At 72.4% G+C, this 24415-nt stretch carries 20 protein-coding genes; 8 read left to right on the forward strand and 12 right to left on the reverse strand.

Annotated features, from left to right (window positions below):
* Positions 1 to 12 precede the first annotated feature (12 nt).
* On the reverse strand, positions 13 to 1257 hold the full coding sequence (locus ACI2K4_RS12240) for a PspC domain-containing protein (protein WP_404511765.1): 1245 nt from the start codon (positions 1255 to 1257) through the stop codon (positions 13 to 15).
* Positions 1258 to 1492: 235 nt separating this feature from the next.
* Between ACI2K4_RS12240 and ACI2K4_RS12245 the strand changes: the two genes are divergently transcribed.
* The 3 genes from ACI2K4_RS12245 to ACI2K4_RS12255 all read left to right on the forward strand — a co-directional run bounded on the left by ACI2K4_RS12245 (position 1493) and on the right by ACI2K4_RS12255 (position 4860).
* A complete protein-coding gene (locus ACI2K4_RS12245) occupies positions 1493 to 3160 on the forward strand; it encodes a PspC domain-containing protein (RefSeq protein WP_404510557.1) in 1668 nt (555 codons plus the stop codon).
* Positions 3157 to 3456 carry a hypothetical protein gene (locus tag ACI2K4_RS12250; protein ID WP_404510558.1) on the forward strand — a complete coding sequence of 100 codons (300 nt, stop codon included), beginning with the start codon at positions 3157 to 3159 and terminating at the stop codon, positions 3454 to 3456. Before ACI2K4_RS12245 ends, ACI2K4_RS12250 begins: the two co-directional genes overlap by 4 nt.
* 150 nt (positions 3457 to 3606) lie before the next feature.
* Positions 3607 to 4860, forward strand: coding sequence for a phosphatidylserine decarboxylase (locus ACI2K4_RS12255; protein ID WP_404510559.1), 1254 nt, complete (start codon positions 3607 to 3609; stop codon positions 4858 to 4860).
* Between the two features lie 142 nt (positions 4861 to 5002).
* Here the strand turns inward: ACI2K4_RS12255 and ACI2K4_RS12260 are convergent, their stop codons facing one another.
* The 3 genes from ACI2K4_RS12260 to ACI2K4_RS12270 all read right to left on the reverse strand — a co-directional run bounded on the left by ACI2K4_RS12260 (position 5003) and on the right by ACI2K4_RS12270 (position 8284).
* A complete protein-coding gene (locus tag ACI2K4_RS12260; RefSeq protein ID WP_404511767.1) occupies positions 5003 to 5941 on the reverse strand; it encodes a CDP-alcohol phosphatidyltransferase family protein in 939 nt (312 codons plus the stop codon).
* Positions 5942 to 6274: 333 nt separating this feature from the next.
* On the reverse strand, positions 6275 to 7201 hold the full coding sequence (locus ACI2K4_RS12265) for an NUDIX hydrolase (RefSeq protein ID WP_404511769.1): 927 nt from the start codon (positions 7199 to 7201) through the stop codon (positions 6275 to 6277).
* Between the two features lie 135 nt (positions 7202 to 7336).
* Positions 7337 to 8284, reverse strand: coding sequence for an NUDIX hydrolase (locus ACI2K4_RS12270; protein WP_404510560.1), 948 nt, complete (start codon positions 8282 to 8284; stop codon positions 7337 to 7339).
* A 265-nt stretch (positions 8285 to 8549) separates the two neighbouring features.
* Between ACI2K4_RS12270 and ACI2K4_RS12275 the strand changes: the two genes are divergently transcribed.
* Positions 8550 to 8864: a PspC domain-containing protein gene (locus tag ACI2K4_RS12275; protein ID WP_404511771.1), complete on the forward strand. Its 315-nt coding sequence runs from the start codon at positions 8550 to 8552 to the stop codon at positions 8862 to 8864.
* 34 nt (positions 8865 to 8898) lie between these two features.
* On the opposite strand, the gene guaA is transcribed toward ACI2K4_RS12275, so the two are convergent.
* Positions 8899 to 10452, reverse strand: coding sequence for a glutamine-hydrolyzing GMP synthase (gene guaA, locus ACI2K4_RS12280; protein ID WP_404510561.1), 1554 nt, complete (start codon positions 10450 to 10452; stop codon positions 8899 to 8901).
* 307 nt (positions 10453 to 10759) lie between these two features.
* Here guaA and ACI2K4_RS12285 point away from each other — a divergent pair, with 307 nt between their 5' ends.
* Positions 10760 to 11950, forward strand: coding sequence for an LCP family protein (locus tag ACI2K4_RS12285; RefSeq protein WP_404510562.1), 1191 nt, complete (start codon positions 10760 to 10762; stop codon positions 11948 to 11950).
* Positions 11951 to 12030: 80 nt separating this feature from the next.
* Here ACI2K4_RS12285 and ACI2K4_RS12290 read toward each other — a convergent pair whose 3' ends face one another.
* The 3 genes from ACI2K4_RS12290 to guaB form a co-directional block, all read right to left on the reverse strand.
* Positions 12031 to 13485, reverse strand: coding sequence for a M1 family metallopeptidase (locus ACI2K4_RS12290; protein WP_404510563.1), 1455 nt, complete (start codon positions 13483 to 13485; stop codon positions 12031 to 12033).
* Positions 13486 to 13557: 72 nt separating this feature from the next.
* A complete protein-coding gene (locus ACI2K4_RS12295; RefSeq protein ID WP_404510564.1) occupies positions 13558 to 14682 on the reverse strand; it encodes a GuaB3 family IMP dehydrogenase-related protein in 1125 nt (374 codons plus the stop codon).
* A gap of 48 nt (positions 14683 to 14730) precedes the next feature.
* Positions 14731 to 16293: an IMP dehydrogenase gene (guaB, locus tag ACI2K4_RS12300; protein ID WP_404510566.1), complete on the reverse strand. Its 1563-nt coding sequence runs from the start codon at positions 16291 to 16293 to the stop codon at positions 14731 to 14733.
* A gap of 311 nt (positions 16294 to 16604) precedes the next feature.
* On the opposite strand from guaB, the gene ACI2K4_RS12305 reads away from it, so the two are divergent.
* Positions 16605 to 17018, forward strand: coding sequence for a DUF5319 domain-containing protein (locus ACI2K4_RS12305; protein ID WP_404510568.1), 414 nt, complete (start codon positions 16605 to 16607; stop codon positions 17016 to 17018).
* 52 nt (positions 17019 to 17070) lie between these two features.
* Here the strand turns inward: ACI2K4_RS12305 and ACI2K4_RS12310 are convergent, their stop codons facing one another.
* Positions 17071 to 18078 carry a response regulator transcription factor gene (locus tag ACI2K4_RS12310; protein ID WP_404510570.1) on the reverse strand — a complete coding sequence of 336 codons (1008 nt, stop codon included), beginning with the start codon at positions 18076 to 18078 and terminating at the stop codon, positions 17071 to 17073.
* Between the two features lie 341 nt (positions 18079 to 18419).
* Between ACI2K4_RS12310 and ACI2K4_RS12315 the strand changes: the two genes are divergently transcribed.
* Positions 18420 to 18803, forward strand: a complete 384-nt coding sequence (locus ACI2K4_RS12315) for a WhiB family transcriptional regulator (RefSeq protein ID WP_404510572.1) — start codon at positions 18420 to 18422, stop codon at positions 18801 to 18803.
* A 58-nt stretch (positions 18804 to 18861) separates the two neighbouring features.
* On the opposite strand, the gene ACI2K4_RS12320 is transcribed toward ACI2K4_RS12315, so the two are convergent.
* From ACI2K4_RS12320 to groES, 3 genes are all read right to left on the reverse strand, one after another.
* Complete coding sequence (locus ACI2K4_RS12320) at positions 18862 to 20535, reverse strand: molybdopterin-dependent oxidoreductase (RefSeq protein WP_404510574.1); 1674 nt, start codon at positions 20533 to 20535, stop codon at positions 18862 to 18864.
* 116 nt (positions 20536 to 20651) lie between these two features.
* Positions 20652 to 22286 (reverse strand): chaperonin GroEL, encoded by a 1635-nt coding sequence (gene groL, locus ACI2K4_RS12325; RefSeq protein ID WP_404510576.1) that lies wholly within the window; start codon positions 22284 to 22286, stop codon positions 20652 to 20654.
* Between the two features lie 82 nt (positions 22287 to 22368).
* Complete coding sequence (gene groES / locus ACI2K4_RS12330) at positions 22369 to 22683, reverse strand: co-chaperone GroES (RefSeq protein WP_121158486.1); 315 nt, start codon at positions 22681 to 22683, stop codon at positions 22369 to 22371.
* 386 nt (positions 22684 to 23069) lie between these two features.
* On the opposite strand from groES, the gene ACI2K4_RS12335 reads away from it, so the two are divergent.
* Entirely contained in the window at positions 23070 to 24413 is a 1344-nt protein-coding gene (locus ACI2K4_RS12335) for a methyltransferase domain-containing protein (RefSeq protein ID WP_404510579.1), read from the forward strand.
* The last annotated feature ends 2 nt before the right edge of the window (positions 24414 to 24415 follow it).

A 24415-nucleotide genomic window follows, 5' to 3' on the forward strand; every position in this document is an offset into this window, starting at 1 on the left:
CACCGACCATGGCTACCAGTCCCTGCCCAACCCCGCGCTGTCCCGGCCGGTCGGCATGATCAGCCGTACCTCGGTCCCGTCGCCCGGCTTACTGCGGATCTCCGCCCGGCCGCCGTGCCGGTCCATCCGCCCGATGATCGAGCCACGTACCCCGTGCCGATGATCGTCTACGTTAGCCGGGTCGAAGCCGGCACCACGGTCGCGTACGAAGACGCTCACCTGCTCGGGCTCGACCTCGGCGTAGAGCGACACCGTCTCGACCTTGGCGTGCCGGGCGGCGTTGACCAGCGCCTCCCGCGCCGCCGCGACCAGCGCCCCGATCCGCTCGTCGGTCTCCCGGTCGCCCACCACCACGGTCTCCACACCGATCGCGAAGGTGTCCTCGACCTCGGCGGCCGCCTGCTCGATCGCGGCGGCGAACCGCTCGGTCGGCGACCCGGTCGGCTTGTACAACCAGCTCCGCAGGGACCGTTCCTGACCCCGGGCCAGCCGTTGCACCGTCTTCACGTCGGCCGCGTTGCGCTGGATCAGGGCGAGGGTGTGCAAAACCTGGTCGTGCACCATCGCGGCGAGTTCGGCCCGCTCCTGCTCCCGGATCCGCCCCTCACGCTCGGTCCGCAACTGGTTGAACATCCGCCAGAGCACGGGCGCCGCGACCACCCCGACCCCGGCCAGCCCGACCAGCGCGAAGATCACCCCGTTCGCGACCGCGTCGAAGTTCGTCTGCGGGGAGTAGACCGCCGCGACACCGACCACACCGACCGCGACCAGCAGGCCGCCACCGATGAACCGGAGTACGAAGGCGCGCCGGTCGCTCTCCTCCAGCACCGCGCCCAGCCAGGGCACCGGCATGTTCTCGCTCCACTGCCGCCGCCGCTCCGGGGTCGACTGGTGCCAGATCACCCCGGCGCCGACCGCGATGATGGCGACCAGCCAGCCGGCGGTGCCGGCGACCCCGGTGGAGCCGAACACCATCGACTGGATCAACAGGACGCCGAGACCGATGGCCACGAACGGCAGCAGTTGCAGGATGTCGCGACGCGGTGGATCGTCGGTGTCCCCGGGACGTACCGGCACGACCGCCCAGAACGCCGCGTACAGCAGCAGCCCCAGCCCACTGAGGCCGAGCAGCACCACGAAGGCGATCCGTACCCGGACCACCGAGATCCCGAGATGCTCGGCCACACCGGAGGCCACGCCGGCCACCATCCGGTGGTCGCGGGCGCGGTAGAGGCGGGGCTCGGTGGCGGCGCTGATGGGTCACTCCCTGGTTGTGCCGATTAGCCCGATTATGGACTGGTGGGGTGCTGGGACGGGCGGACGGGCGGACGGGCCAGGCACGGCGGCGCCGGCCTGCGGATTCGATCGTCACACGCGGGCGGGCACCCTGGCCACGGGGAGGCCCCCGAACCTTTCCGCCCGGATTTATCAGGGTGGGCTCAGGGTTCGAGCCGGAGGCCACTCGGACCGGTGACGGACGAAACTCGGAACCATGACCGAAGAAGCTGCCGCGTCACGACGACCGGCCCCGACGGAGAGCGCCGATCCGCCGCAGCCTCCGCTGCCCGGTCCGGCATCTTCGCCCACGACCGCCGGTGGGGCCGACACCCCGCCCGGCGCGGACGAACCGACCCGGCCCGACCCGACACCACCGGCCGGCGGACCGCCGCCGCCGGGTGGCACCCCACCACCCCCCTGGGGGTACGCTCCCCCGCCCGGCCCGCCGCCCACCGGCCCGGCCGGCTTCACCTCCCGGTACGGCCTGGTCCGGCCCCGCGACGGGCGCTACCTCGCCGGGGTCTGCGCGGCGATCGGCCGGGCCACCAACACCGATCCGATCCTCTGGCGGGTGCTCCTCGCCGTACTGGGTTTCTTCGGTGGCATCGGCGTGCTGGTCTACCTGGCCGCCTGGCTGGTGATCCCCGCCGAGGGGGACAGCGCCTCGCCGGTGGAGTCGATGCTCGGCCGGGGTCGGTCGAGCATGTCCCCGGTGACGGTGATCATCCTCGGGGTGCTGGTGGCGGCGCTGTTCGGGCTGATCGTGACCGACTCGTTCCGGGCCATCATGCTCGGCGCGGCGATCCTGATCGGCGGGGCGCTGCTGCTCAACCGGAACGCCCGCGACACGGGCTCCCAGGGTCCGTCGTCCACACCCGGACCGGCCTTCGTCACCCCGCCCTTCGCACCGGCCGGCGGTGCTCCGGCCGGAGCCGCCGGCCCGTACCCGGACTGGTACCGCCCGGCACCGCAGACCCACCCCGGACACCCTACCGGCCCGACCGCGGCGTACTCCGCTGCGGCGTACCCCGGTCCCGGCGGCCCGGTAACCGCGCCGCCGGCCTCGGGTCCGCCCGGTACGCCGCCGGCCGGCTGGCCGCCGGTGCCCGGCCCGGCACCGACCGACCCGCCCAACCCGATGGCGAGCGGGCCCACGCCGGGCGGCTATCGGCCGCCGTTCGCACCGCACGGCCCGTACGCCGGCTCGGGTCCCTTCCCACCCGGCTACCGGCCGTCCCCGGCGAAGGCCCCGAAGCCGCCCAAGCCGCCTCGTGAACGCTCCGCCCTCGGCGCCGCCACGTTCTCGCTGATCTTCGTGGCGATGGGGCTGGTGGTGATCCTGGACATCTCCAACCAGGTCGAGGTCAAGCCCTCCGCCTACTTCGCGGCGGCGCTCATCACCATCGCGCTCGGGCTCCTGGTCGGCGCCTGGCTCGGCCGGGCCCGGTGGCTGATCGCGCTCGGGCTGATCGCCTCCGCCGCACTCGGCATCTCGACGATCGCCGAGTCGGTCCAGCCGTCGAGCAGCCCGGGTGCCCGGGAGGTCTGGTCCCCGGCAAGCGTGGACGACCTGGCGACCCGCTACGAGAACAACTTCGGCGACGGCACGCTCGACCTGCGCAGCGTCGACTTCACCGACCGGGACGTACAGGTGACGGTGCAGGTCAACTTCGGCAGGCTCCAGGTGATCGTGCCGGCGGACGTGGACGTGACCACCAACGCGGAGGTGAACGCGGGAGACGCGCGCATCTTCGGCGAGCGGTGGAGCGGGGTGAACAACCCGTCCCGTCAGGTCACCGACCTGGGCGCGGACGGCGCCGGTGGCGGCAAACTCCGCCTGTTCCTGCACGTCAACGCTGGTGATGCGGAGGTCTACCGATGAAGGCGCACCGGACCGACGGGGTCTCCCTCACGTTCGCGCTGATCTTCCTGGCGATCGCCGGCTGGTGGTTGGCCGCCCAGTTCCTCGACTTCGCACTGCCGGCGGTGGGCTGGATGCTCGCCGGTGGACTGATCCTGATCGGTGTGCTCGGCCTGCTCGGCGCACTGCGTTCCGGCCGGTCGTCGGCACCGGCCGGGGCAGGATCGGGCGGAACGGGACCGGTCAGGACCGAACCGGTCTCCGCCCCGCCGACGTTCGACGACGACCGGCCCCGGCCCGACGATCATCGGGACTGATACCGATCGCTGTGGCCCTGGACGGGGCGCGCATAAACTGGCCGGCGGAGGTTTCCCCTCCGCCGGCCGGTCCGCGTCAGTGCCCGGTTACGGCCCCGCCGGGACGAGTCGCGCTCTCCCGCCTTCAACCCACCGAGGAGTTCGCCCCCGATGACCCAGTCCCCCGCCGTGCCCACCCCCGGTCCGCAGGGTCCGGTCCGCCTCGGCGAGCGGGCCGCCCGCACGCTCACCGCCGAACTGGCCCGACACCACGCGTCGAAGACCGCGCTCCTGGTCGGGGCGGAGGCGGACTCGGCGGTCCTCGGCGCGGCCACCGCCGCCCTGCTTCCCGGCGACAAGCTGACCGTCGTGCCGGCCCGGCCGGAGGACGCGGAGCGGCTACGTACGCAGGTCGTCACCCAGGGATCGTGGGTGGCCGACCGGGTGAGCGTGGTCGACACTCTCGCCGACGCCGAGCCCGCGGAGATCGTGCTGGTCGCCACCCCGTTCACCGGCAGCGTCGACGAGACCCGGGCGGCGCTCACCGAACTGGCCGATCTGGTCGGCAAGGGCGGCGTGCTGACCGTGGCCGCACCGGCGCTGCCCGGCCGGACCTCGGGAGCCGGTGCCGAACTCGATCGGCAGGCGGCCCTGTTCGGTGTCGGCAGCGACCTGGTCCTGCGCAACCAGCCCCCGGTACGGGTGCACCGGCTGCGGTTCACCCCGGCGGAGACGGCGACCGCCGCGCGACTCGCTCCCGCGTACCGACCGTCCAGCGTGCCGATCACCCGTGACATGCACATCGACTCCAACGGGGTGGCCGCCGCCGGCATCGCGCTCGGCCTGGCCGCGCTCACCAAGCTCACCCGACCGAAGTCGCGGCTCTGGCTGATCCCGGCGCTCGCCGCCGCGCCGGTGGCGGCGTTCTTCCGGGACCCGGAACGAGACCTGCCGGAGGACGAGTCCGCCGTGGTCGCCGCCGCCGACGGTCGGGTGCTCTCGGTCGAGCGGCTGACCGACGAGCGGTTCGGCGATGGCGAGTTCCTCCGGGTCGCGGTCTTCCTCTCCGTACTCGACGTGCACGTCAACCGGTCGCCGGTGGCCGGCAAGGTGGTCGACTATTTTGTCGCCGACGGGGGCTTCGCCGCCGCGATGAAGCCGGACGCGGAACACAACGTCGCCGCGTACACCGTGCTGGACACCGAGCACGGCACGGTGGTGGTGGCGCAGCGTACCGGCCTGATCGCCCGCCGGATCGTCCAGCGCGCACCGGTCGGAACCCTGCTGGCCAGGGGTGAGCGGATCGGGTTGATCCGGTTCGGCTCGCGTACCGATGTCTATCTGCCGGCCGAGGCGGCCGACCCGATGGTGGGGCCCGGCGACCGGGTGATCGGCGGCTCGTCGCTGATCGCGCGCTGGCGCTGACGGACCGGCGCCAAGCGCGCTCAGGGCACCCCGGATTCTTCCGGGGTGCCCTGAATGCCTTCCGACGTGTGCGTGGTGGAACTGCTGGATCAGCGTGCGTGGTGGAACGGCTGGATCCCTTGCTTGATGGAACTGCTCCGGGTCAGGCCGTGTGGCGCTGGCGCAGCCAGAGCAGCGGGCCGCTGGCCAGGTAACCGACGACCAGCAGCGCGAAGGTGAGCCGGACGTCGACCAGGGCACCGATCACCGGCGCCAGGTACACCCACGGCGGCAGCTTGACCAGCCGGGCGAGCTTGGCGTACGGGAAGCTGGAGACCATCGCGAAGGCCAGCAGCCCGACCCCGGCGACCTGGAAGGTGCCAGGGACCGGCAGCCCGATCAGGACGACCAGGGCGAGCACCGCGGCGGCCATCGTGGTCGGCACGCCGCAGAAGAACCGGCCGTCCTTCGGCGAGACGTTGAACCGGGCCAGCCTGATCGCGGCGCAGGCGGCCACCAGGGCACAGGCGACCGCCGCCGCCGGGGTCGAGACCGTGCCGGCGAGCGAGGCGTAGACCACCACCGGCGCGGCGAGGCCGAACGAGCACATGTCGGCCAGCGAGTCCATCTGGGCACCGAACGGGCTGGCCACCCCGAGCCGGCGGGCCAGCGCCCCGTCGAGCCCGTCGAAGACCACGCAGGCGATCAGGCAGAACGCCGCCGTACGTTCGTCGCCCCGCATGGCCAGGAAGATGGCCAGCATGCCCAGCGAGAGGCTGGCCAGGGTGCAGCCGTTGACCAGGGCGAACTTGAGTCGACGGGCGATGGTCCGGTCCCCGGGGAGCAGCGGGATCGCCATCGGCTGGGCCGCGTCGTCGACCGGACCGACCGGGCCGATCGCGGGACTGACCGGTACGACCGCGTCGAACTCCGCCTCGGTCAACCGGTCGATCCCGTAGTGCTTCGGGAACTGGGTCCGTGGACCGGAGGGGTAGTCCGTCTCGGGCCGGACGACAGTGGCGGTCATGCCGCCCCGCTCGTCGTCCCGACGCGCGACTCGGACCAGTAGCACCTGCCGTGCGAAGGCACCGCCACGGCGCAACTGCCCGGTCCAGCGACGCCCTGCCGGACGCGGATTGTCCGTCGTATGACGCCGACGCCAAGGGGCTCTCGGCACGTTTCCTCCATCACCCGATCGACTCGACCGCCACCGGAGGTGGCGACCCGGCCAGCTCATGCCGGGGTCCTTGGGTTGTTGGCCGGCAAGCTTTTGCGGCCTACACCATCGCACAGAGGGAAGCGCCTTGGCGATAGCTGGCGGTGAAGCATTTGCCGCAAACCACTCGATCCACCCAAAGGCCGTATCTCGGGTGCTATCCCTCCGACACGCCGCCGTAGAGCCGCCGGACCAGTGTATCGGAATCATCCACAACGGTCATTTCGGCGATGTTTTGCCTGCCAGGCGCTCCAGTGCCAGGGCCGCGACGTCGGTCAACGGCCGCTCCAACGCCTCAGCCAACGGGAACCAGGCAGCCACGGCGGTCGATCCACCCGGCGCCTCGGTGACCCGCGCCTCGGTCGGCACGTCCACCTCGACCCGGTAGATCGCCCGTACGCTGTGCCAGTCCATCGGCCGACCCTCCGGCCCCCGGGCGGCACGGTTGTGCAGGTGGGTGACATCGATCAGGTCGGTGATCCGGCCGAGCTGACCGGACTCCTCCACCAGCTCCCGGAGCAACCCGGCGGCCGGCTGCTCGCCGTGGTCCGTGCCACCGCCGGGGAGGTGCCAGCGACCGGCGCCCGGGTACCCGTCCGCGATCAACGTGAGCAGCACCCGGCCGGTCGGATCGGTCACCAGCCCGTACGCGGCGAAGCGCTGGCCGGTGTCGGCCGGTGGCGCCGGCAACGGCCGACGTACGGCACCCGGCGGCGGTTCCGGCAGCGGCTCGACCGGCCGACCGAGCAGCTCGGCGGTGAACGGCATCAGCGGCAGGTCGGCCAGCTCCTCCGGACGCACCCAGGCGACCTGATCCGTGCTGCCGGAAATTTCGGCACGCAGCGCGCCGCCGGTCGGGCGGACCCGGTAGACGATCCGATCGGTGTGCACCCGGACGTCCGGCCCGCCCAGCCGGCTCACCTCGGCCAGCACCGAATGCACCTCGCCGACCTCGATCCGCAGACCGGTCTCCGCGCCGAACTCCCGGGTCAGGGTTGTCGCCGGGTGCTCACCCTGCGCGACCCCGCCGCCGGGCAACTGCCAGATGCCGGCGACCTCCGCCCGCTCGGACGACCGGACCAGCAGCACCCGCCCGTCGTCGTCCCGGCACAGCCCGTACGCCCCGATCCGCCGCCGCAGCATCAGCACCTCACCCCGTCCCGATCACCGTCGATCACGAGGTTAGCCCCGCACCCACCCCACCGGCACCCGTGCAAGGAAGGGCCCCTTGTTAACGCATAGCGTTAACAAGGGGCCCTTCCTTACGGGTGTGCGGGGTGGTCAGGGGCGGCGGGCCGCCTGCACCGCCTCGGCGGTCACCTCGGTGAGCCGCTCGGCCGGAAGCGCCTCCAACTCGTCCGGGCCGAACCAGCGCGCCTCGGAGGTCGACCCGCCGACGTCGCCGACCGTCGGCGGCGCGGGCTTGTCCACCGCGACCCGGTAGAAGGCGCGTACGCCGTGCCAGTCGATCGGGTAGCCCTCCGGGCCGAGCGAGGCGGCGTCCCGGTGGCTCGCCACCCCGAGCAGCTCGACCAGGCGACCCCGCTGGCCGGTCTCCTCGACCAGTTCACGGATGAGCGCCGCGCCCGGCTGCTCGCCGTAGTCGGTGCCGCCGCCGGGCAGGTGCCAGCAACCGGCGCCCGGATACCCGTCCGCGACCCGGGTCAGCAGCACCCGGCCAGCCGGGTCGGTGGCGACCGCGTACGCGGCGAACCGCTGCGCCCGGTGCAGCCCGTCCGGCCCCGGTACGGCGTAGAACGACGGGAAGTCCGGTGCCTCGTCGGGAGCGAGGTCGATCGAGCCCGGCGGCAGTTCCAGCGCCTGGGCGGTGAACGGGCGCAGCGGCAACTGCTTCGCCTCGTCCAGGCTGTGCCAGCGGGCGAGATCGGTCGGCTGACCGATCCGGTCGCAGAGCGTGCCGCCCCGGACCGAGACCCGGTAGAGCAGCCGGTCGGTGTGGATGGTGACGCCGCGCTGCGGCAGGGAGCGCATGTCGGCCAAGACGTCGATCAGGCCGGAGACCGAGACCGAGAGGCCGGTCTCGGCGGCGGTCTCCCGGACGACGGTGTGGTTGGGATCTTCACCGTGGTCGACCGCACCGCCCGGCAGCGACCACACGCCGGGAGTGCCCGACCGGGACGAGGCGCGTACCAGCAGCACCCGGTCCTCGGAATCTGTACAAACGGCGTAGGCCGCGATCCTACGAATCGGCTCAAGCGCAGGGGTCACAGGGCCAAATTCTCCCCGGATCATGCTCCGGGCCGATGAACAGAGTCGGATTCCTGACAGTTGGCCACACTTTCGGGGGACAGTCAGGGTAGGCATCCGGGCGGTCACCGAGGTAGCCGGTGGCTCCGGCGCGGACCGTGGAGACATGAGCGAGATGCCCACCCACCAGACCCCGCCGCCGCAGCCCACGCACCAGGGCGCACCGCAGCCGCCACTCCCACCGTACGGAGCCGCGTACGGGACGGGACCGCAGCAGGCTCCGCCGTTGCGCGACCCGTCGCGGCAGCCGCCGTACCGGCAGCTACGCCGGCCGACCACGGACCGGATGATCGCCGGTGTGGCCAGCGGCCTCGGCCGCTACTTCGCCGTCGACCCGACCCTGGTCCGGGTGATCTTCGCCGTCTCCGTGGTGCTCACCGGGGGCCTCGCGTTGCTCGCCTACCCGGTGATGTGGTTCCTGATGCCGGCCGAGCCGGCCGACGCACCGGCCTGGCCCTACCCCGCGCCCGGCTGGACGCCACCGGCCCAGGGCTGGCAGCAGCCCGCTCCCGGCACACCCCCGGTCCCGCCGTCGGCGTGACCGGGACGGCGCCGCCCCCGTCGGCCGGGTGGGGCTACTCCCACTCGATGGTGCCCGGGGGCTTGCTGGTGACGTCGAGAACCACCCGGTTCACCTCCGGCACCTCGTTGGTGATCCGGGTGGAGATCCGCGCGATCAGGTCGTACGGCAGCCGCGACCAGTCCGCGGTCATCGCGTCCTCGCTGGAGACCGGGCGGAGCACCACCGGGTGTCCGTAACTGCGCCCGTCGCCCTGCACCCCGACGCTGCGTACGTCGGCCAGCAGCACCACCGGGAACTGCCAGACCTCGCGGTCCAGCCCGGACGCGCTCAGCTCCTCGCGGGCGATCAGGTCGGCCGCGCGGAGCAGGTCGAGCCGCTCGCGGTCCACCGCGCCGATGATCCGGATGGCCAGCCCCGGCCCCGGGAACGGGTGCCGCCAGACCATCTCCTCGGGCAGGCCCAACGCCACACCGAGCGCCCGCACCTCGTCCTTGAAGAGCGTGCGCAGCGGCTCCACCAGCGCGAACTTCAGGTCGTCCGGCAGGCCGCCGACGTTGTGGTGGGACTTGATGTTGGCCGTGCCGGTGCCGCCACCGGACTCCACCACGTCGGGGTAGAGCGTGCCCTGGACCAGGAACTCGACGTCTCCGCTGGCGGCCACCTCACGGGCGGCGGCCTCGAAGACCCGGATGAACTCCCGACCGATGATCTTGCGCTTCTGCTCCGGATCGGTCACCCCGGCCAGCGCGCCGAGGAACCGGTCGGCGGCGTCGACCACCTTCAGCTTGATCCCGGTCGCCGCGACGTAGTCCTTCTCGACCTGCTCGGCCTCGCCGGCCCGCAGCAGGCCGTGGTCGACGAAGACACAGGTGAGCTGGTCGCCGACCGCACGGTGGACCAGCGCGGCGGCGACCGCCGAGTCGACCCCGCCGGAGAGGCCGCAGATGACCTCCTTGTCGCCGACCCGGGCCCGGATCTCGGCCACCTGCTCGTCGATGATGTTGGCCGGGGTCCAGGTCGGTTCGATCCCGGCGATGTCGTAGAGGAAGCGGGTCAGCATGCTCTGCCCGTGCGCGGTGTGTCCCACCTCCGGGTGGAACTGCACCCCGGCCCGCCGACCGGCGACGTCCTCGAACGCGGCCACCGGCGCACCGGCGGAGGCGGCGGTCACGACAAAGCCCTCCGGCGCCTCCGTCACGCAGTCGCCGTGGCTCATCCAGACCGACAGCTCGGCCGGCAGCTCACGCAGCAGCACCCCGGCGTCGCCGGCCGGGTTCAGCGGGGTGCCGCCGAACTCCCGCCCACCGGTGTGGGCCACCGTGCCGCCCAGCGCCTGGGCCATGGCCTGGAAGCCGTAGCAAATGCCGAAGACCGGCACCCCGGTGTCGAAGAGCTTCGGGTCGACCTGCGGGGCGCCGGGGGCGTAGACACTCGACGGGCCGCCGGAAAGGATGATCGCGGCAGGATCGCGGGCCAGCATCTCGGCCACCGGCATCGAGTGCGGGACGATCTCGGAATAGACCTTGGCCTCCCGCACCCGCCTGGCGATGAGCTGGGCGTACTGGGCTCCGAAGTCAACCACCAGGACGGGGCGCGGCGTGCTCATGTGCAGGAAGCCTACCTACTGACCCGGATCGGGAGCCAATCGCGGCTGGCGGGACACCCAACCCCACCGCCGGACCGTGATGATCACGGCGCACCGAACGCGCAACCCCACCGCCGGCCCGCGATCATCGCGGCGGGCGGAACACGCAACCTCACCGGCCACCCCGACGTTCAAGTAGTAGATGCGGGGCCGTTTTGTCAATAGGTGCCGGGCGAAAGTTCCGTACCGCGTACTGCGGGATGGTGCCGTGCCGCGTACCGCAGACCGACGAGCGGCAGGCCACGGCCGACCGGAAGGAGCCGACACGATGGCGGGAGCGGGGCAACACCGGGCGACGGGGGACGGACCGGACGCTCGGCCCGGTAGAACGGCAGGCGGTTGGCGGAGCCGGCGCAGGATCACCTGGGCCGCCGGCATCGTGGTCGGTGTCCTCCTGGTGGCCGGTGCCGCCGTGATCACCAACACGCTTCGCGGCCCCGGCGGGAGCCCTTCGGCCGAGCGGGACGCGACGAGCGGATCCGTACCGCTGCCGCCGACCGCCTCCCCCACGCCGAGCCCCACCCCGGAACCGGGTGCCGACGTGAAGGGGCCGCTCAACCTGCTGCTGGTCGGCGTCGACACCCGGGTCAGCGAGCCGGACTGGGAGCCGCACGCCGACGCCGTACTGATCATGCACGTGGCCGAGACGCTGGACCGGGCGTACCTCTTCTCCCTCCCCCGCGACCTGGTGGTGGACGTGCCGCCGTTCGCCAAGGCGAGGTTCCCCGGCGAACGGACGAAGCTGACCCACGCGATGAGTTACGGCAGCAGGGTCAGCGGCGGCAAGGCCAAACCGAGTACGAAGCAGGGGCTCGAACTGGTCGAGGCGACCGTCAGCCGCTACACCGGTATCGCCGAATGGGACGCGAGTGCCGTACTCACCTTCGGTGGTTTCGACAACCTGGTGGACGCCCTCGGCGGGATCGACCTCTACGTCGACCAGCAGGTCGCCTCCCAACACCGGCAGCCCGACGGCAGGCACCGGCCGGGCAACGCCAACGGTGACGGCTACGCCGGGCCGCAGATGGTCTACGAGACGGGCAACCGGCACCTCACCGGCTGGCAGGCGCTGGACTACGCCCGGCAGCGCTACACCACCGGCGGCGACTACGCCCGCCAGCGGCACCAGCAGCAGCTCATCAAGGCGATCGTGGCGAAGGTGGTCAGCGAACAACTCGCCCGCGACCCCGACCGGCTCGACCAGGTGCTGCGGGCGCTCGGCGAGGCGCTCACCTTCAGCGGACGTGACCAGCGGGTGGTCGACTTCGCGTTCGCGCTGAGCGGGCTGCGGCCCGAGACGATCACCCTGGTCGGGCTGCCCGGTGCCTCCGTCGGCAGCGGCGGGTCGTACCTGGGCGAGCAGCTCACCCAGGTCGGCACCCGGTTCCTCACCGAGCTGCGCGCCGGCCGGGCCGACGCCTACCTGGCGGCGAACCCCGAACTCGTGGTCACCCGGTAGCGACCGGCGGCGCCGGGCCGCTGCCGTCGACCGTACGTGCGGGTCGACGCCGTGGTCCGGACTCCGGACCGGTACCGGGTTCAGGAGACCGGCGGCGGAGGCGGCGGCGCGGTGGTGCCGGTGAGCCAGGCGTCGAAGAACGGCCGCAGCGACCGTCCGGCCACCCGCTCCGCGACCGTGACCAGGTCGGCGGTGACCACGTTGGCGTTCCGTTTCTCCGCCGTCCAGGTCCGCAGGATCCGGAAGAACGCCTCGTCGCCGACGGTCCGCCGCAACGCGTGTACGGCCAGCGCCCCGCGCTGGTAGACCGGCCGGCCGAAGAGCGCCGAGCGACCCGGGTCCAGGGCCGGCTTCGACCAGTCCGTGGTCGCGTAGACCCGCTCGAACTCCCGCTGCGCGGTGCCCTTGCCGTCGTGCTCCGCCCAGAGCCACTCGGCGTAACTGGCGAAGCCCTCGTTCAGCCAGAGATCGCTCCACCGCCGGATCGACACGCTGTCGCCGAACCACTGGTGGGCGAGTTCGTGGGCCACCACCGAGTCGTTCGGACCGGAGGTGAAGAAGGCCGGACCGTAGACCGGCCGGGACTGGGTCTCCAGCGCGTAGCCGATCCGCCGGTCGCTGACCGCGACGCCGCCGTACGAGTCGAACGGGTACGGGCCGAACCGGGTGGCCAGGAAGTCGGCGATCTCGCCGGTCCGGTTCAACGACACCTCGGCCGACCCGCCCTCGGGCAGGCTCGCCGCGATCGCCGTCACCAGCGGCTTGCCGTCGTGGCTGCCGTCGCGTACGCGATAGTCGCCGATCACCAGCGTGGCCAGGTAACTCGCCATCGGGGTCCGCTCCGACCAGTGCCAGGTGGTCCATCCGTCGGCGGTCGTCCGCTCCCCCGGCACGCCGTTGCTGAGCGCGCTCAGCCCCTGCGGCACGGTGATCGCGATCTCGTAGCTGGCCTTGTCCGTCGGGTGGTCGTTGACCGGGAACCAGGTGCTGGCCGACTCGGGTTGGCCGAGCGCGATCGCTCCGTCCGATGTGGCCATGAAGCCGCCCTCGCCGAGGTCCGGGCTGTCGATCGGCTTCGGTACGCCGTCGTACGTCACCTCGACGGTGAACCGGCCGTCCCTGGCCAACCCCCGCTCCGGGGTGACCACCAACTCGGTCTCCTCGTGCCGGAACTCGGCCCGGCGCCCGTCGACGCTGACCCCCGCGACGGTCAGCCCGGCCAGGTCGAGGTTGAACCGGGACAGGTCCTCGGTGGCGGTGGCGGTGATCGCGGCGGTGCCGCTGAGCCGGTCGTCGGCCGGGTCGTAACGGAGCTTCAGCGCGTACGAGGCGACGTCGTAGCCGCCGTTGCCGTACCGGGGGAAGTACGGGTCACCGACGCCGTCCGCGCCGGGCTGGAAACCCCGTCCGTCCCGTGACGACCCGGGGTCGCGGGAACCCGTGCAGCCGCCCGTCAGGGCCAGTACGCCGGCCAGCACCGCCGCGACGATCGCCGTACGCCTGGAGCCGTCCCCGCACCACCGACCGTGAGTCACCCGACGAGCCTAGGGTGCGGCGGCGCGGTCCGGTGCGGGAACCCACTCCGGACCGCGCCGCCGCACCATCCGCTAGCGCTCCAGGTCGAGCACGAGGCCGACCTTCTGGAACTCCTTCAGGTCGCGGTAACCGCACTTGGCCATCGCCCGACGCAGCCCACCGAAGAGGTTCTGCTGACCGTCCGGCTCGTCGGCCGGACCGTAGAGCAGCCGCTCCATCGAGCCGAGCGACTCCTCGGCCACCCCGAACGCGCCCCGAGGCAGCTCCGGGTGGCTGGCCGCCGGGTGCCACCAGGCGCCGCCGGCCGGCGCCTCGTCGCAGAGCGACAGCGGCTCGCCGAGCATCACCGCGTCCGCCCCGCAGCCGAGCGCCTTCGCGATGTCGCCCGAGGTGCGCAGGTCACCGTCGGCGATCAGGTGCACGTACCGGCCGCCGGTCTCGTCCAGGTAGTCCCGGCGGGCCGCCGCGGCGTCGGCGATCGCGGTCGCCATCGGCACCCGGATGCCGAGCACCGACTCGGTGGTCGACCACTCGTCGCCGCCGAGACCGACGATCACGCCGGCCGCGCCGGTCCGCATCAGGTGCAGCGCGGTCTTGTAGTCGGTGCAGCCACCCACCACCACCGGCAGGTCGAGGTCGGCGATGAACTCCTTGAGGTTGAGCGGCTCGTCGGTGGTGGAGACGTGCTCCGCCGAGACGAGCGTGCCCTGGATCACCAGGATGTCCACGCCCGCGTCGAGGATCACCGGGGCGAGCGCCAGGGTGTGCTGCGGCGACACCCGTACGGCGACGGTGCCGCCGGCCTCACGCATCTGGCGTACCCGCTCGGTGATCAGCTCCGGTCGGATCGGCTCCGCGTAGACCTCCTGGAGGCGGCGGGTCGCGTTCGCGTCCTCACCGAGCCCGCTCAGCTCCTCCAGGATCTTGGTCGGGTCCTCGTACCGGGTCCAGAGCCCCTCGACGTTAAGCACGCCCAGACCGCCGAGCCGGCCGAGGGCCGCCGCCGAGCTCGGGCTCATGGTCGCGTCGGACGGATGCCCCACGCAGGGAATCCGGAACGGGTAGGCGTCGAGCTGCCAGGCCGTGGAGACGTCGTCCACGTCCCGGGTACGACGGCTCGGCACGATCGCGATGTCGTCCAGGTGGTAACCGCGTTGCGCGGTTTTACCCAGCCCGATTTCGACCACGTCACGCATGGGGTGCTCCTGCTGGTGAGAAGGTTGGCGGCGAGTCGGTGACGCGGGTCAGCGGGTGTGGTAGTTCGGGGCCTCGACGGTCATCTGGATGTCGTGCGGGTGGCTCTCCTTGAGCCCGGCCGCGGTGATCCGGATGAGCTGGCCCCGGCGGTGCAGCTCCGGGATGCTCTCCGCGCCGACGTACCCCATCGCCAGCCGGAGGCCACCGATGAGCTGGTGGGCGACCGAGACCAGCGGGCCACGGTACGGCACCTGCCCCTCGACACCCTCCGGCACCAGCTTCTCCTCGCTGGTCACGTCCTGCTGGAAGTAGCGGTCCTTGGAGTACGACCGGGCCTGGCCGCGCGACTGCATCGCGCCCAGCGACCCCATCCCCCGGTACGCCTTGTACTGCTTGCCGTTGATGATGAGCAGGTCGCCGGGGCTCTCCTCGCAACCGGCGAGCAGGCTGCCGAGCATCACCGTGTCGGCGCCGGCGACCATCGCCTTGGCGATGTCGCCCGAGTACTGGATGCCGCCGTCGGCGATGACCGGCACGCCGGCCGGGCGGGCGGCGCGGACCGCCTCCATGATCGCGGTGATCTGCGGCACGCCGACCCCGGCGACCACCCGGGTGGTGCAGATGGCGCCCGGCCCGACACCGACCTTGACCGCGTCGGCGCCCGCCTCGACCAGGGCCTTCGCCCCGGAGAAGGTGGCCACGTTGCCGCCGATCACGTCGACCGCGGTGTCCTTCTTCAGCCGGGTGACCATCTCCAGCACGGCCCGCTGGTGGCCGTGGGCGGTGTCCACGATCAGCACGTCCACACCCGCGTCGACCAGGGTCCGGGCCCGCTTGTACGAGTCCTCGCCGACCCCGACCGCCGCCGCGACCCGGAGCCGTCCGGCGTCGTCCTTGGTGGCGTTCGGGAACTGCTCGCTCTTGGCGAAGTCCTTGACCGTGATCAGCCCGCGCAGCCGGCCGTTGTTGTCGACGATCGGCAGCTTCTCGACCTTGTGCTGGCGGAGCAGCTCCAGGGCCTCGTCCTTGGTCACCCCGACGGTCGCGGTGACCAGCGGCATCCGGGTCATGATGTCGCGGACCGGGGTGTCGCCGTCGGTCACGAAGCGCATGTCCCGGTTGGTGACGATGCCGACCAGGGCACCCTCGGCGTCGGTCACCGGCACCCCGGAGATCCGGTAACGCCCGCAGAGCGCGTCCACGTCCCGCAGGGTGTCGTCCGGGCTACAGGTGACCGGGTTGGTCACCATGCCCGCCTCGGAGCGCTTGACCAGGTCGACCTGGAGCGCCTGGTCCTCGATCGACAGGTTGCGGTGCAGTACGCCGATGCCACCCTGACGGGCCATCGCGATCGCCATCCGGGCCTCGGTCACCGTGTCCATCGGGCTGGACAGCAGCGGGATGGCGATGGAGACGTTGCGGGTCATCCGGGTGAGCGTGTTGACCTTGCTGGGCACGATGTCCGACTCGGCCGGCTGTAGCAGCACGTCATCGAAGGTGAGGCCGAGCGGGACCGCGCGGGCGGAGCCGGAGGGCAGCTCGGGCACGAGCCCGCCGAACTGGTCGGCGTCGCCGCCCGTCGGAAGATCGGTGGCGGGTGAGTGGTCCACGAGTTCTCCCCTGAGCTGGTGGGTCGGGCTTGATCGGGCTTGGCCGGGTGCCGTGGGCGCACACGTCGGGCGTGCCCGTACGTCGCGGCGCGATGGTTCATCGTACCCAGTGAGCTGCGGTGGCCCGGCAGGAGCGGGCGGTACGCCCGGGTGACCCGCGCCGCGTCCGCCGTCGGCGGCGGGGCAGCCCCCGGTGCCGGGCGTCACGGACCGGCCCGGCACCGGACGTCACGGACCGGCCCGGCAGCGGGCGCGACGGGCCGGGTGACGAGGGTGGGCGCGACAGGTGCGGTTACGACTACGGTGGGGGGGTGCACGACGAGCCGATCGACCCGTTCAACGGTGACCCCGCCGACCCGTCGGCGGGACTGGACGACCCTGCGGAGGACGCCCAGCTTGATCCGCTCTCCGAGGTCGAGCGCCAGGATGTCCTGGAAGACCTCGCCGACCTGGAGATCTACCAGGCGCTGCTGGGGCCGACCGGCGTCCGTGGGCTGGTGATCGAGTGTGAGGACTGCCACGAGCCGCACTACTTCGACTGGGACCTGCTCCGGGGCAACCTCCGGCACCTGCTCAGCTCGGGGCGGCCACGGGTGCACGAGCCGGCCTTCGATCCCGACCCCGATCACTACGTGACCTGGGAATACGCCCGTGGTTACGCCGACGGGGTGCATGACACCCTGGCCGAGGGGACCGACGACGACGAGCCGGGCCAGACGGCCTGACCGGCTCCGGCCAGGAGAACCTCCCCGGGTTCGGCCAGGAGAACAAATGGGACTACGCCACCAGGCCGGCGCGGAATCCGGCCGCGACCGCGTGCGCCCGGTCCCGGGCGCCGAGCTTGCGGAACAGCCGGCGGGCGTGGGTCTTGACGGTGTCCTCGGAGACGAAGAGTTCGCGACCGATCTCCGCGTTGCTCTTGCCGTCCGCCATGCCGAGCAGCACCTGTAGTTCCCGCTCGGTGAGCCCGGCCCGACGCGACGGACCGCCGGGGGCGCCCGCACCGGCGGCGGCCGGTCGGCCGTAGCCGCTGGCCGGGTCACCACGACGCGGTCCGGCAAAACGGTTCTCCGGTGGCACGTTGCTCCGGGGATCCTGACCCTCCCCGGCCGTCGGCTCGTCCTCGTCGCCCACCCGCTGGTCGCCGGGCGTACCGGGGGCGTCCTCGCCCCGTTGGACCGGGACCACCGTCGGCCCGGCCGGCTGTCCGCCGGGAGCGGAATCGTCGGCCGGGTCACCGGGTTCGCCCGCGCCGGGCCCGGTTGTGATCGGGGCGGTGCCGGTCGGCACCGCGCCGGGACGGGTCGGCAGTCGGGAGCCGGCCGTGGCCCGACCACTGCCACCGGCCACCTCCGCCGGCAACGGCGCGGCGGTCGCGCCGCCGCTGCCAGCCAGTCCGGTGCCCCGGCCACCCCGGCCCGGGGTGCTCAGCAGCAGCATCGCCTTCGCCACCACGCTCACCAGGTCCTGGTCGGTGCCGGGCAGCAGCCCCCGGCCACCGGCCGCGATCACCGCCGCCGCCACCCCGGGCTCCTCGGCGCCGAGGAGCAGGATCGCCGCGCCCGGCGCACGGGCCAGCACCCGCCGGGTGAAACCGACGCTGTCCGGTCGGGTGAGCGCGGTGTCGACCAGCAGCACGTCCGCCGGGCGCTCGGAGAGTCGCAACATCACCTCCGGGTCGGAGATCGCCGTACGCACCACGGCCCCCAGCCCGAGCCGGGCCGCGGCGGACGCGACGCTCTGCGCCGCGAGCGGTGTCCGGACACAGACGAGGACAGTACGCACGGTGGTCTCCTTTCCCTCTACGAGCAGACCACGACCGCCCCTGATCACGACGAGTTTCCGGCTGATGGAAAGGAAAGTTTTTGCCCCTTCGGGCCGGTTACACGGGCTTGCACCCCTGGTGGCGTCCGCTGGGCGGTCCGTCGGGGTCGGACCACCGGCACCGTCCGGTCCGATCGGGGACAGAAATGATCAGGTTGCCGACCCCGAACACGTGTGATTCGCGGGCGGGCTGGGTATCGCCGAACCGAGGCCGGAACCGGGCGTGTCCACGCGGCCCGCCGCCCGGGACGCCGGCCTTGGTGTCCGATGTCCGCCGTGGTGCCGCGGGAGGAGGGTTGCAGATGTCGAACGTACGCAGACTGCCCGGACCCATCGTCGATCTGTGGGAGTGGCAACGGTTCGGTGCCTGCCGGGGGCGCGACACCGCGCAGTTCTTCCATCCCGACGGTGAGCGTGGGGCGTCCCGGAACCGCCGGGAGGCCGGGGCCAAGAAGGTCTGCGGGACCTGCCCGGTACGACCCGAGTGCGCCGCGCACGCGCTGACCGTACGCGAGCCGTACGGCGTCTGGGGTGGTTTCAGCGAGTCGGAGCGGCTGCGACTGCTCGCGGTCGGCTGGGAGGACCTCGCCGACCGGCGCCGGACCCGGGTCGACATCGCCCGGCTGGAGGCCCGGCTCGGTCGCCCGTTCCACTCGACCGTGCCGTCCCAACGCGCCGCGAGCTGACCGCCGTTCGCCCCCGACTGGGGCCGGACTGGTCGCACCGGGTTGACCCGGCTCGGCCTCAGCCGACCGTCACCCGCACGCTGTGCCAACCGGTGGCGCCATCCGGAGCCACCGGTCTGGGCTGACCGGACTGGGTCGCGCCGGTGGCGTCGGTCGCGCGTACCCGGAGGGTGTGCTCGCCGGGGGTAGCCTGCCAGCGCCAGGACCACTGCGACCAGGTGTCGATCGAGACCGTCGGCGCGAGCGTGGCCGGCTGCCATGGTTCGTCGTCGACCTGCACCTCGACCTGCCGGACGCCACGGTGCTGGGCCCAGGCCACCCCGCCCACGATGATCGGCCCGGCGACCAGCCGGTTGCGGGCCCGGGGCGTGTCGATCCGCGACTGGGTCTTGATCGGGCCCCGCGCCGACCAGCCACGCGGCACCCAGTAGGCGTCGAAGTCGGAGAACCGGGTCAGCTCCAGCTCCACCACCCACTTGCAGGCCGAGACGTAGCCGTACAGGCCGGGCACCACGACCCGGACCGGGAAGCCGTGCCTGATCGGCAGCGGCTCCCCGTTCATGCCGACCGCCAGCATGGCGTCGCGGCCGTCGCGCAGCACCGCCGTCGGGGTGCCGCAGGTCCAGCCGTCGACGGAGCGGCCCACCACCTGGTCGGCGTCGTCGAGCGGCCCGGCCTGGTCGAGCAGGTCCTTCAGCGGTACGCCGAGCCAACGCGCGTTGCCGACCAGGTCCCCGCCCACCTCGTTGGAGACACACGCGAGGGTGATGTCGCGCTCGATCAACGGCCGGTCGAGCAGTTCCGCGTAGCTCAGCGTGATCGGGTTCCGTACCCGGCCGTGGATTCGCAGTTGCCACGTCTCCGGGTCGACCTGGGGCAGCACCAGCGCGGTGTCGATCCGGTAGAACCGCGAGTTGGGCGTGGTGAACGGGGCGACCTGGGTCAGCCCGAGATCGGCCCCGGCCGGCACCGGCGGGGCCGGGCTGGCCGGTGCGGGCAGGGTCAGCGCCGCGCGGGCGTCCGACACCCCACGTCGGGTGGCGAGCCAACGCCCGCCGAAGCCGGCCACCGCGGCGGTACCGAGCAGCACGCCGGCCCCGGTCAGGAACCGCCGCCGCGGCTCACCGTCCCGCTCCTCGCCCGGGGTAGCCCGCTCCCAGCCCTCGACGGTCCGCTCCCCGTTCGCACCGTCGCGCTCCCAGCCCCGGTCGGCCGGGCCGCGCTCTGCCTGGTCGGACCGGGCGGGCACGAGGAGGACCGGCTCGGCGGGTACCGCCATCGGGGCGTCCGGCCAGGGCCTCGGCACCAGGATCAGGCGCAGCCGGTGGAGCACCCCGACGGCGAGTGCGGCGCCGAGGAGAGAGGGCAGCGTGGCGGTGGGACCCGCGCCCGGCCGGGTCAGCGCCGCGACCGCGCCGATCAGCCCGAAGGCGGCGATGCCGGCGTGGCCGACCAGCGGGGCACGGAGCGCGCGGATGCCGATCAGCGCGGCGAACCCGGCCAGCAGCACCCCGGTGCCGACCAGCAGCGCGAGTTTGTCGTGTACGTCGAAGACGTCGATGGCGAACTGTTTCAGCGGCTCGGGTACAAGATCGACCACAACCGCGCCGACCGCGACCAGCGGGGCGGAACTGGCTCCGGTGGCGGTGGCGACCAGTTCGGCGGTGCCGATCGCGACCGCGGCGGCGACGACTCCGGCGAGCGCGCCGTACCCGTTCTGTTCCCTGCGCACCAGCCCAGTGTTGACGATCTCGGGCGGAACGCAAACCAGGGTAGGTCCGCGCGGCTGGACGCCGTGATCGCGGATCTACCCTGGTTCGACAGGTGGTACGGGTGGTGCGGGGTGAACTAGAAGCCCGGACCGTGCTGGTGTCCGTGGCCGTGTCCACCGCCGGCCGGAGCCTCCGCCTTGGCCGGCTTGTCGACGACCAGGCTCTCCGTGGTGAGCAGCAGACCGGCGATCGACGCGGCGTTGAGGACCGCGTTACGGGTCACCTTCACCGGGTCGATGATGCCGGCCTTGGCCAGGTCGACGTACTGGTCGGTGGCGGCGTTGAGGCCGGTGCCCCAGTCGCTGCCGGCGACCTTCTGCACGACCACGTAGCCGTCGTGCCCGGCGTTCTGGGCGATCCAGCGGAGCGGCTCGACCAGCGCCTTGCGGACGATCGAGACACCGACCTTCTCGTCACCGGTGAAGCCCAGGTCGTCGTCGAGAACCGAGGAGATCTGCACCAGCGCGGCGCCGCCGCCCGGAACGGTGCCCTCTTCGACGGCGGCCTTGGTGGCGGCGATCGCGTCCTCGATGCGGTGCTTGCGCTCCTTCATCTCGACCTCGGTCGCCGCGCCGGCCTTGATCACCGCGATGCCACCGGAGAGCTTCGCCAGCCGCTCGGCCAGCTTCTCCCGGTCCCACTCGGAGTCCGAAGCCTCGATCTCCTTGCGGATCTGGGCGACCCGGTCGGCCACCTCGGTGTCGCGGCCCTTGCCGTCGATCACCGTGGTGTTGTCCTTGTCGACCACGACCCGGCGGGCGCTACCGAGCACCTCGAGGCCGACCGCGTCGAGCTTGTAGCCAAGCTCGGGCGCGACCAGCTCGGCGCCGGTGATGACCGCCATGTCCTGGAGCAGGGCCTTGCGGCGGTCCCCGAAGCCGGGGGCCTTGACCGCGCAGACCTTGACCGTCTTGCGGATCGAGTTGACCACGAGCGTGGACAGGGCCTGGCCCTCCACGTCCTCGGCCACGATCAGCAGCGGCTTGCTGGTCTGGAGCACCTTCTCCAGCAGCGGCAGCAGCTCTTCGATGGCCGAGATCTTCTGGGTCGTGATCAGGATGTACGGGTCGTCGAGGACCGCCTCCTGCGACTCAGCGTCGGTCACGAAGTTCGGCGAGATGAAGCCCTTGTCGAACTGGAGGCCCTCGGTGACCTCCAGTTCGGTGGCGAGGGTGGAGCCCTCCTCGACGGTGATGACACCGTCGCGGCCGACCCGCTCCATCGCCTCGGCGATCAGGTCGCCGATCGTCGCGTCCTGCGCCGAGATGGTCGCCACGTGGGCGATCGACTCGCGGCTGCCGACCTCGACGGCCTTCTTCAGCAGCGCCTCGGACACCTTCGCGGCGGCCGCGTCGATGCCCCGCTTGAGACCGGTCGGGTTGGCCCCGGCGGTCACGTTGCGCAGGCCCTCGCGGACCAGCGCCTGGGCGAGCACGGTCGCGGTGGTGGTCCCGTCGCCGGCGACGTCGTTGGTCTTCGTCGCCACCTCCTTGACCAACTGCGCGCCGAGGTTCTCGTACGGGTTGGAAAGCTCGATCTCCTTGGCGATGGTCACGCCATCGTTGGTGATCGTCGGTGCACCGAACTTCTTGTCCAGAACGACGTTGCGCCCGCGCGGGCCGAGGGTGACCTTGACCGTGTCTGCGAGCGTGTTGACACCGTGCTCCAGCAGGTGCCGGGCGTCATCCGAGAAGCTCAGAATCTTCGCCATCTTTTACTCGGGTCCCTTCACAAGCACTGCCCCGGCCCGGCATGCCGGTCCGGGGCAGTGATCAACTGGATCGGTCAGATCACTACTTCTCGATGACCGCGAGGACGTCGCGGGCGGAGAGCACCAGGTACTCCTCGCCGGCGTACTTGACCTCGGTGCCGCCGTACTTCGAGTAGAGGACCGTGTCGCCGACCTTGACGTCAACCGGGATCCGGTTGCCCTTGTCGTCGATGCGGCCCGGGCCGACGGAGAGGACGGTGCCCTCCTGCGGCTTTTCCTTGGCGGTGTCGGGGATCACGATGCCCGACGCCGTGGTCGTCTCAGCCTCGTTCGCCTGGACCAGGATCCGGTCCTCGAGCGGCTTGATCGCAACCTTGGTCGCGGTAGTCACGGGCATACCCTCCTGGGGTACTGGTTTCTGTGCTGACCAACGAGCTGGCCAGCGTCAATCTGCCACATGCCACCGGGCGGTTCCGTCGTCGCGGGTGCCGGTCCGCCTGGCGTTTCAGCCACCGGGCGGGTAGCCCGGGAGCTGGCACCCTCGGTCCGAGAGTGCTAACGGCAGATTATGCCGGTGGCTAGCACTCCGTCAAGGAGAGTGCCAACATGGCGGCCGGCGTGTCCGGCGAAACCCCTTACCAGGCCATCGGCGAAAGGCCCGCGCCACACCCCGGAGGCGCCCGGCGCACCGGCACCCGGGGTGCACGGCACACCCGGAGGCGCCCGGCACGCGGGCAACGTGCGGTGCCTCACATCGAGGCTCGTCTGGCCCAGAATGACCGGATGGATCTCGACCAGCTCGCCGCGCTGCGTACCCCGGTCGGGATGACCGCACTCGCCGCCGCGGCCGAACTGGCCGGCGGCGACCCGCTGTCGGCGGCGGCCGCGCTGCGTTCGGCGGGCGTTCCCGGGCCGCTCGCGGCCTCGGCCCTGACCCAGGCGGAGCTGCGCCGCCGCGCGGTCGACAAGTTCGGACCGGCCGCCGCCGACATGTTCTTCACCCGGTCCGGGCTGGAACAGGCGACCCGGGCCGTGGTCGCCGAGCGGCGGGCCCGCCGGCTACGGGCCGCCGGGGTACGCACCCTGGCCGACCTCGGTTGCGGACTCGGCGCCGACGCGCTCGCCGCCGCCCGGGCCGGCATCCGGGTGTACGGGGTCGAGGCCGACGCCGCCACCGCCGCGCTGGCCAGGGCGAACGCCGAGGCCGCCGGGCTGGCGGGCTGCCTCACCGTGGTCTGCGCCGACGCCCTCCGGTTCGACCTGACCGGGGTCGACGCGGTCTTCTGCGATCCGGCCCGGCGGACGGCCGACGGACGGCGAATCTTCGACCCGGCCGGGTACGCCCCACCGTGGGACTTCGTGGTCGGCCTGACCGAACGGGTGGCGCACACCGTGGTGAAGGTCGCGCCCGGACTGGACCACGGGCTGATCCCGCCGGGCGCCGAGGCGGAATGGGTCAGCGTGGACCGCGAACTGGTCGAGGCCACCCTCTGGTGCGGCCCGCTGGCCCGGGTCCCCCGCCGCGCCACCCTGCACCACCACCGGCGCAAGGAAGGGCCCCCTGTTATCGCTTCTGGTAGAGGAAGGGTCCCTTCCCAACCATCGGGCGACAGCCGGGACGGCGGCGGCACCCATGACGGCGGCGACAGCCGGGACGGCAGCGGCATCACCGGTGGCGTCGCGGCGGACGGTGGCGGTCGGGTCGACGAGCTGACCGGCAGCGGTACGGCCGAGGCGCCGGTCGGCCCACTACGCCGGTACGTCTACGACCCGGACAGCGCCGTGGTGCGCGCACACCTGGTCGCCGAGTTCGCCGCGACGGTCGGCGGCACGCTCGCCGACCCGAACATCGCGTACGTCTACGCCGACCAGGCGGTGCCGACCCGTCTCGCCCGCTGCCTGGAGGTCACCGACGTCATGCCGTTCTCGCTCAAGCGGCTCCGTGCCCTGTTGCGCGAGCGCGGGGTGGGCCGGGTGGAGGTGCTGAAGCGGGGCTCGGCACTGGACCCGGAACGGCTCCGCCGGGACCTGCGGCTCTCCGGCGGTGAACCGGCCAGCCTGGTGCTGACCCGGGTGGCCGACGCGCCCACGGTGCTGGTCTGCCGTCCGGTGCCGCCCAGCGGGTAGGG

Source organism: Micromonospora sp. NPDC050397 (assembly GCF_044901685.1).
GTDB lineage: Bacteria > Actinomycetota > Actinomycetes > Mycobacteriales > Micromonosporaceae > Micromonospora_G.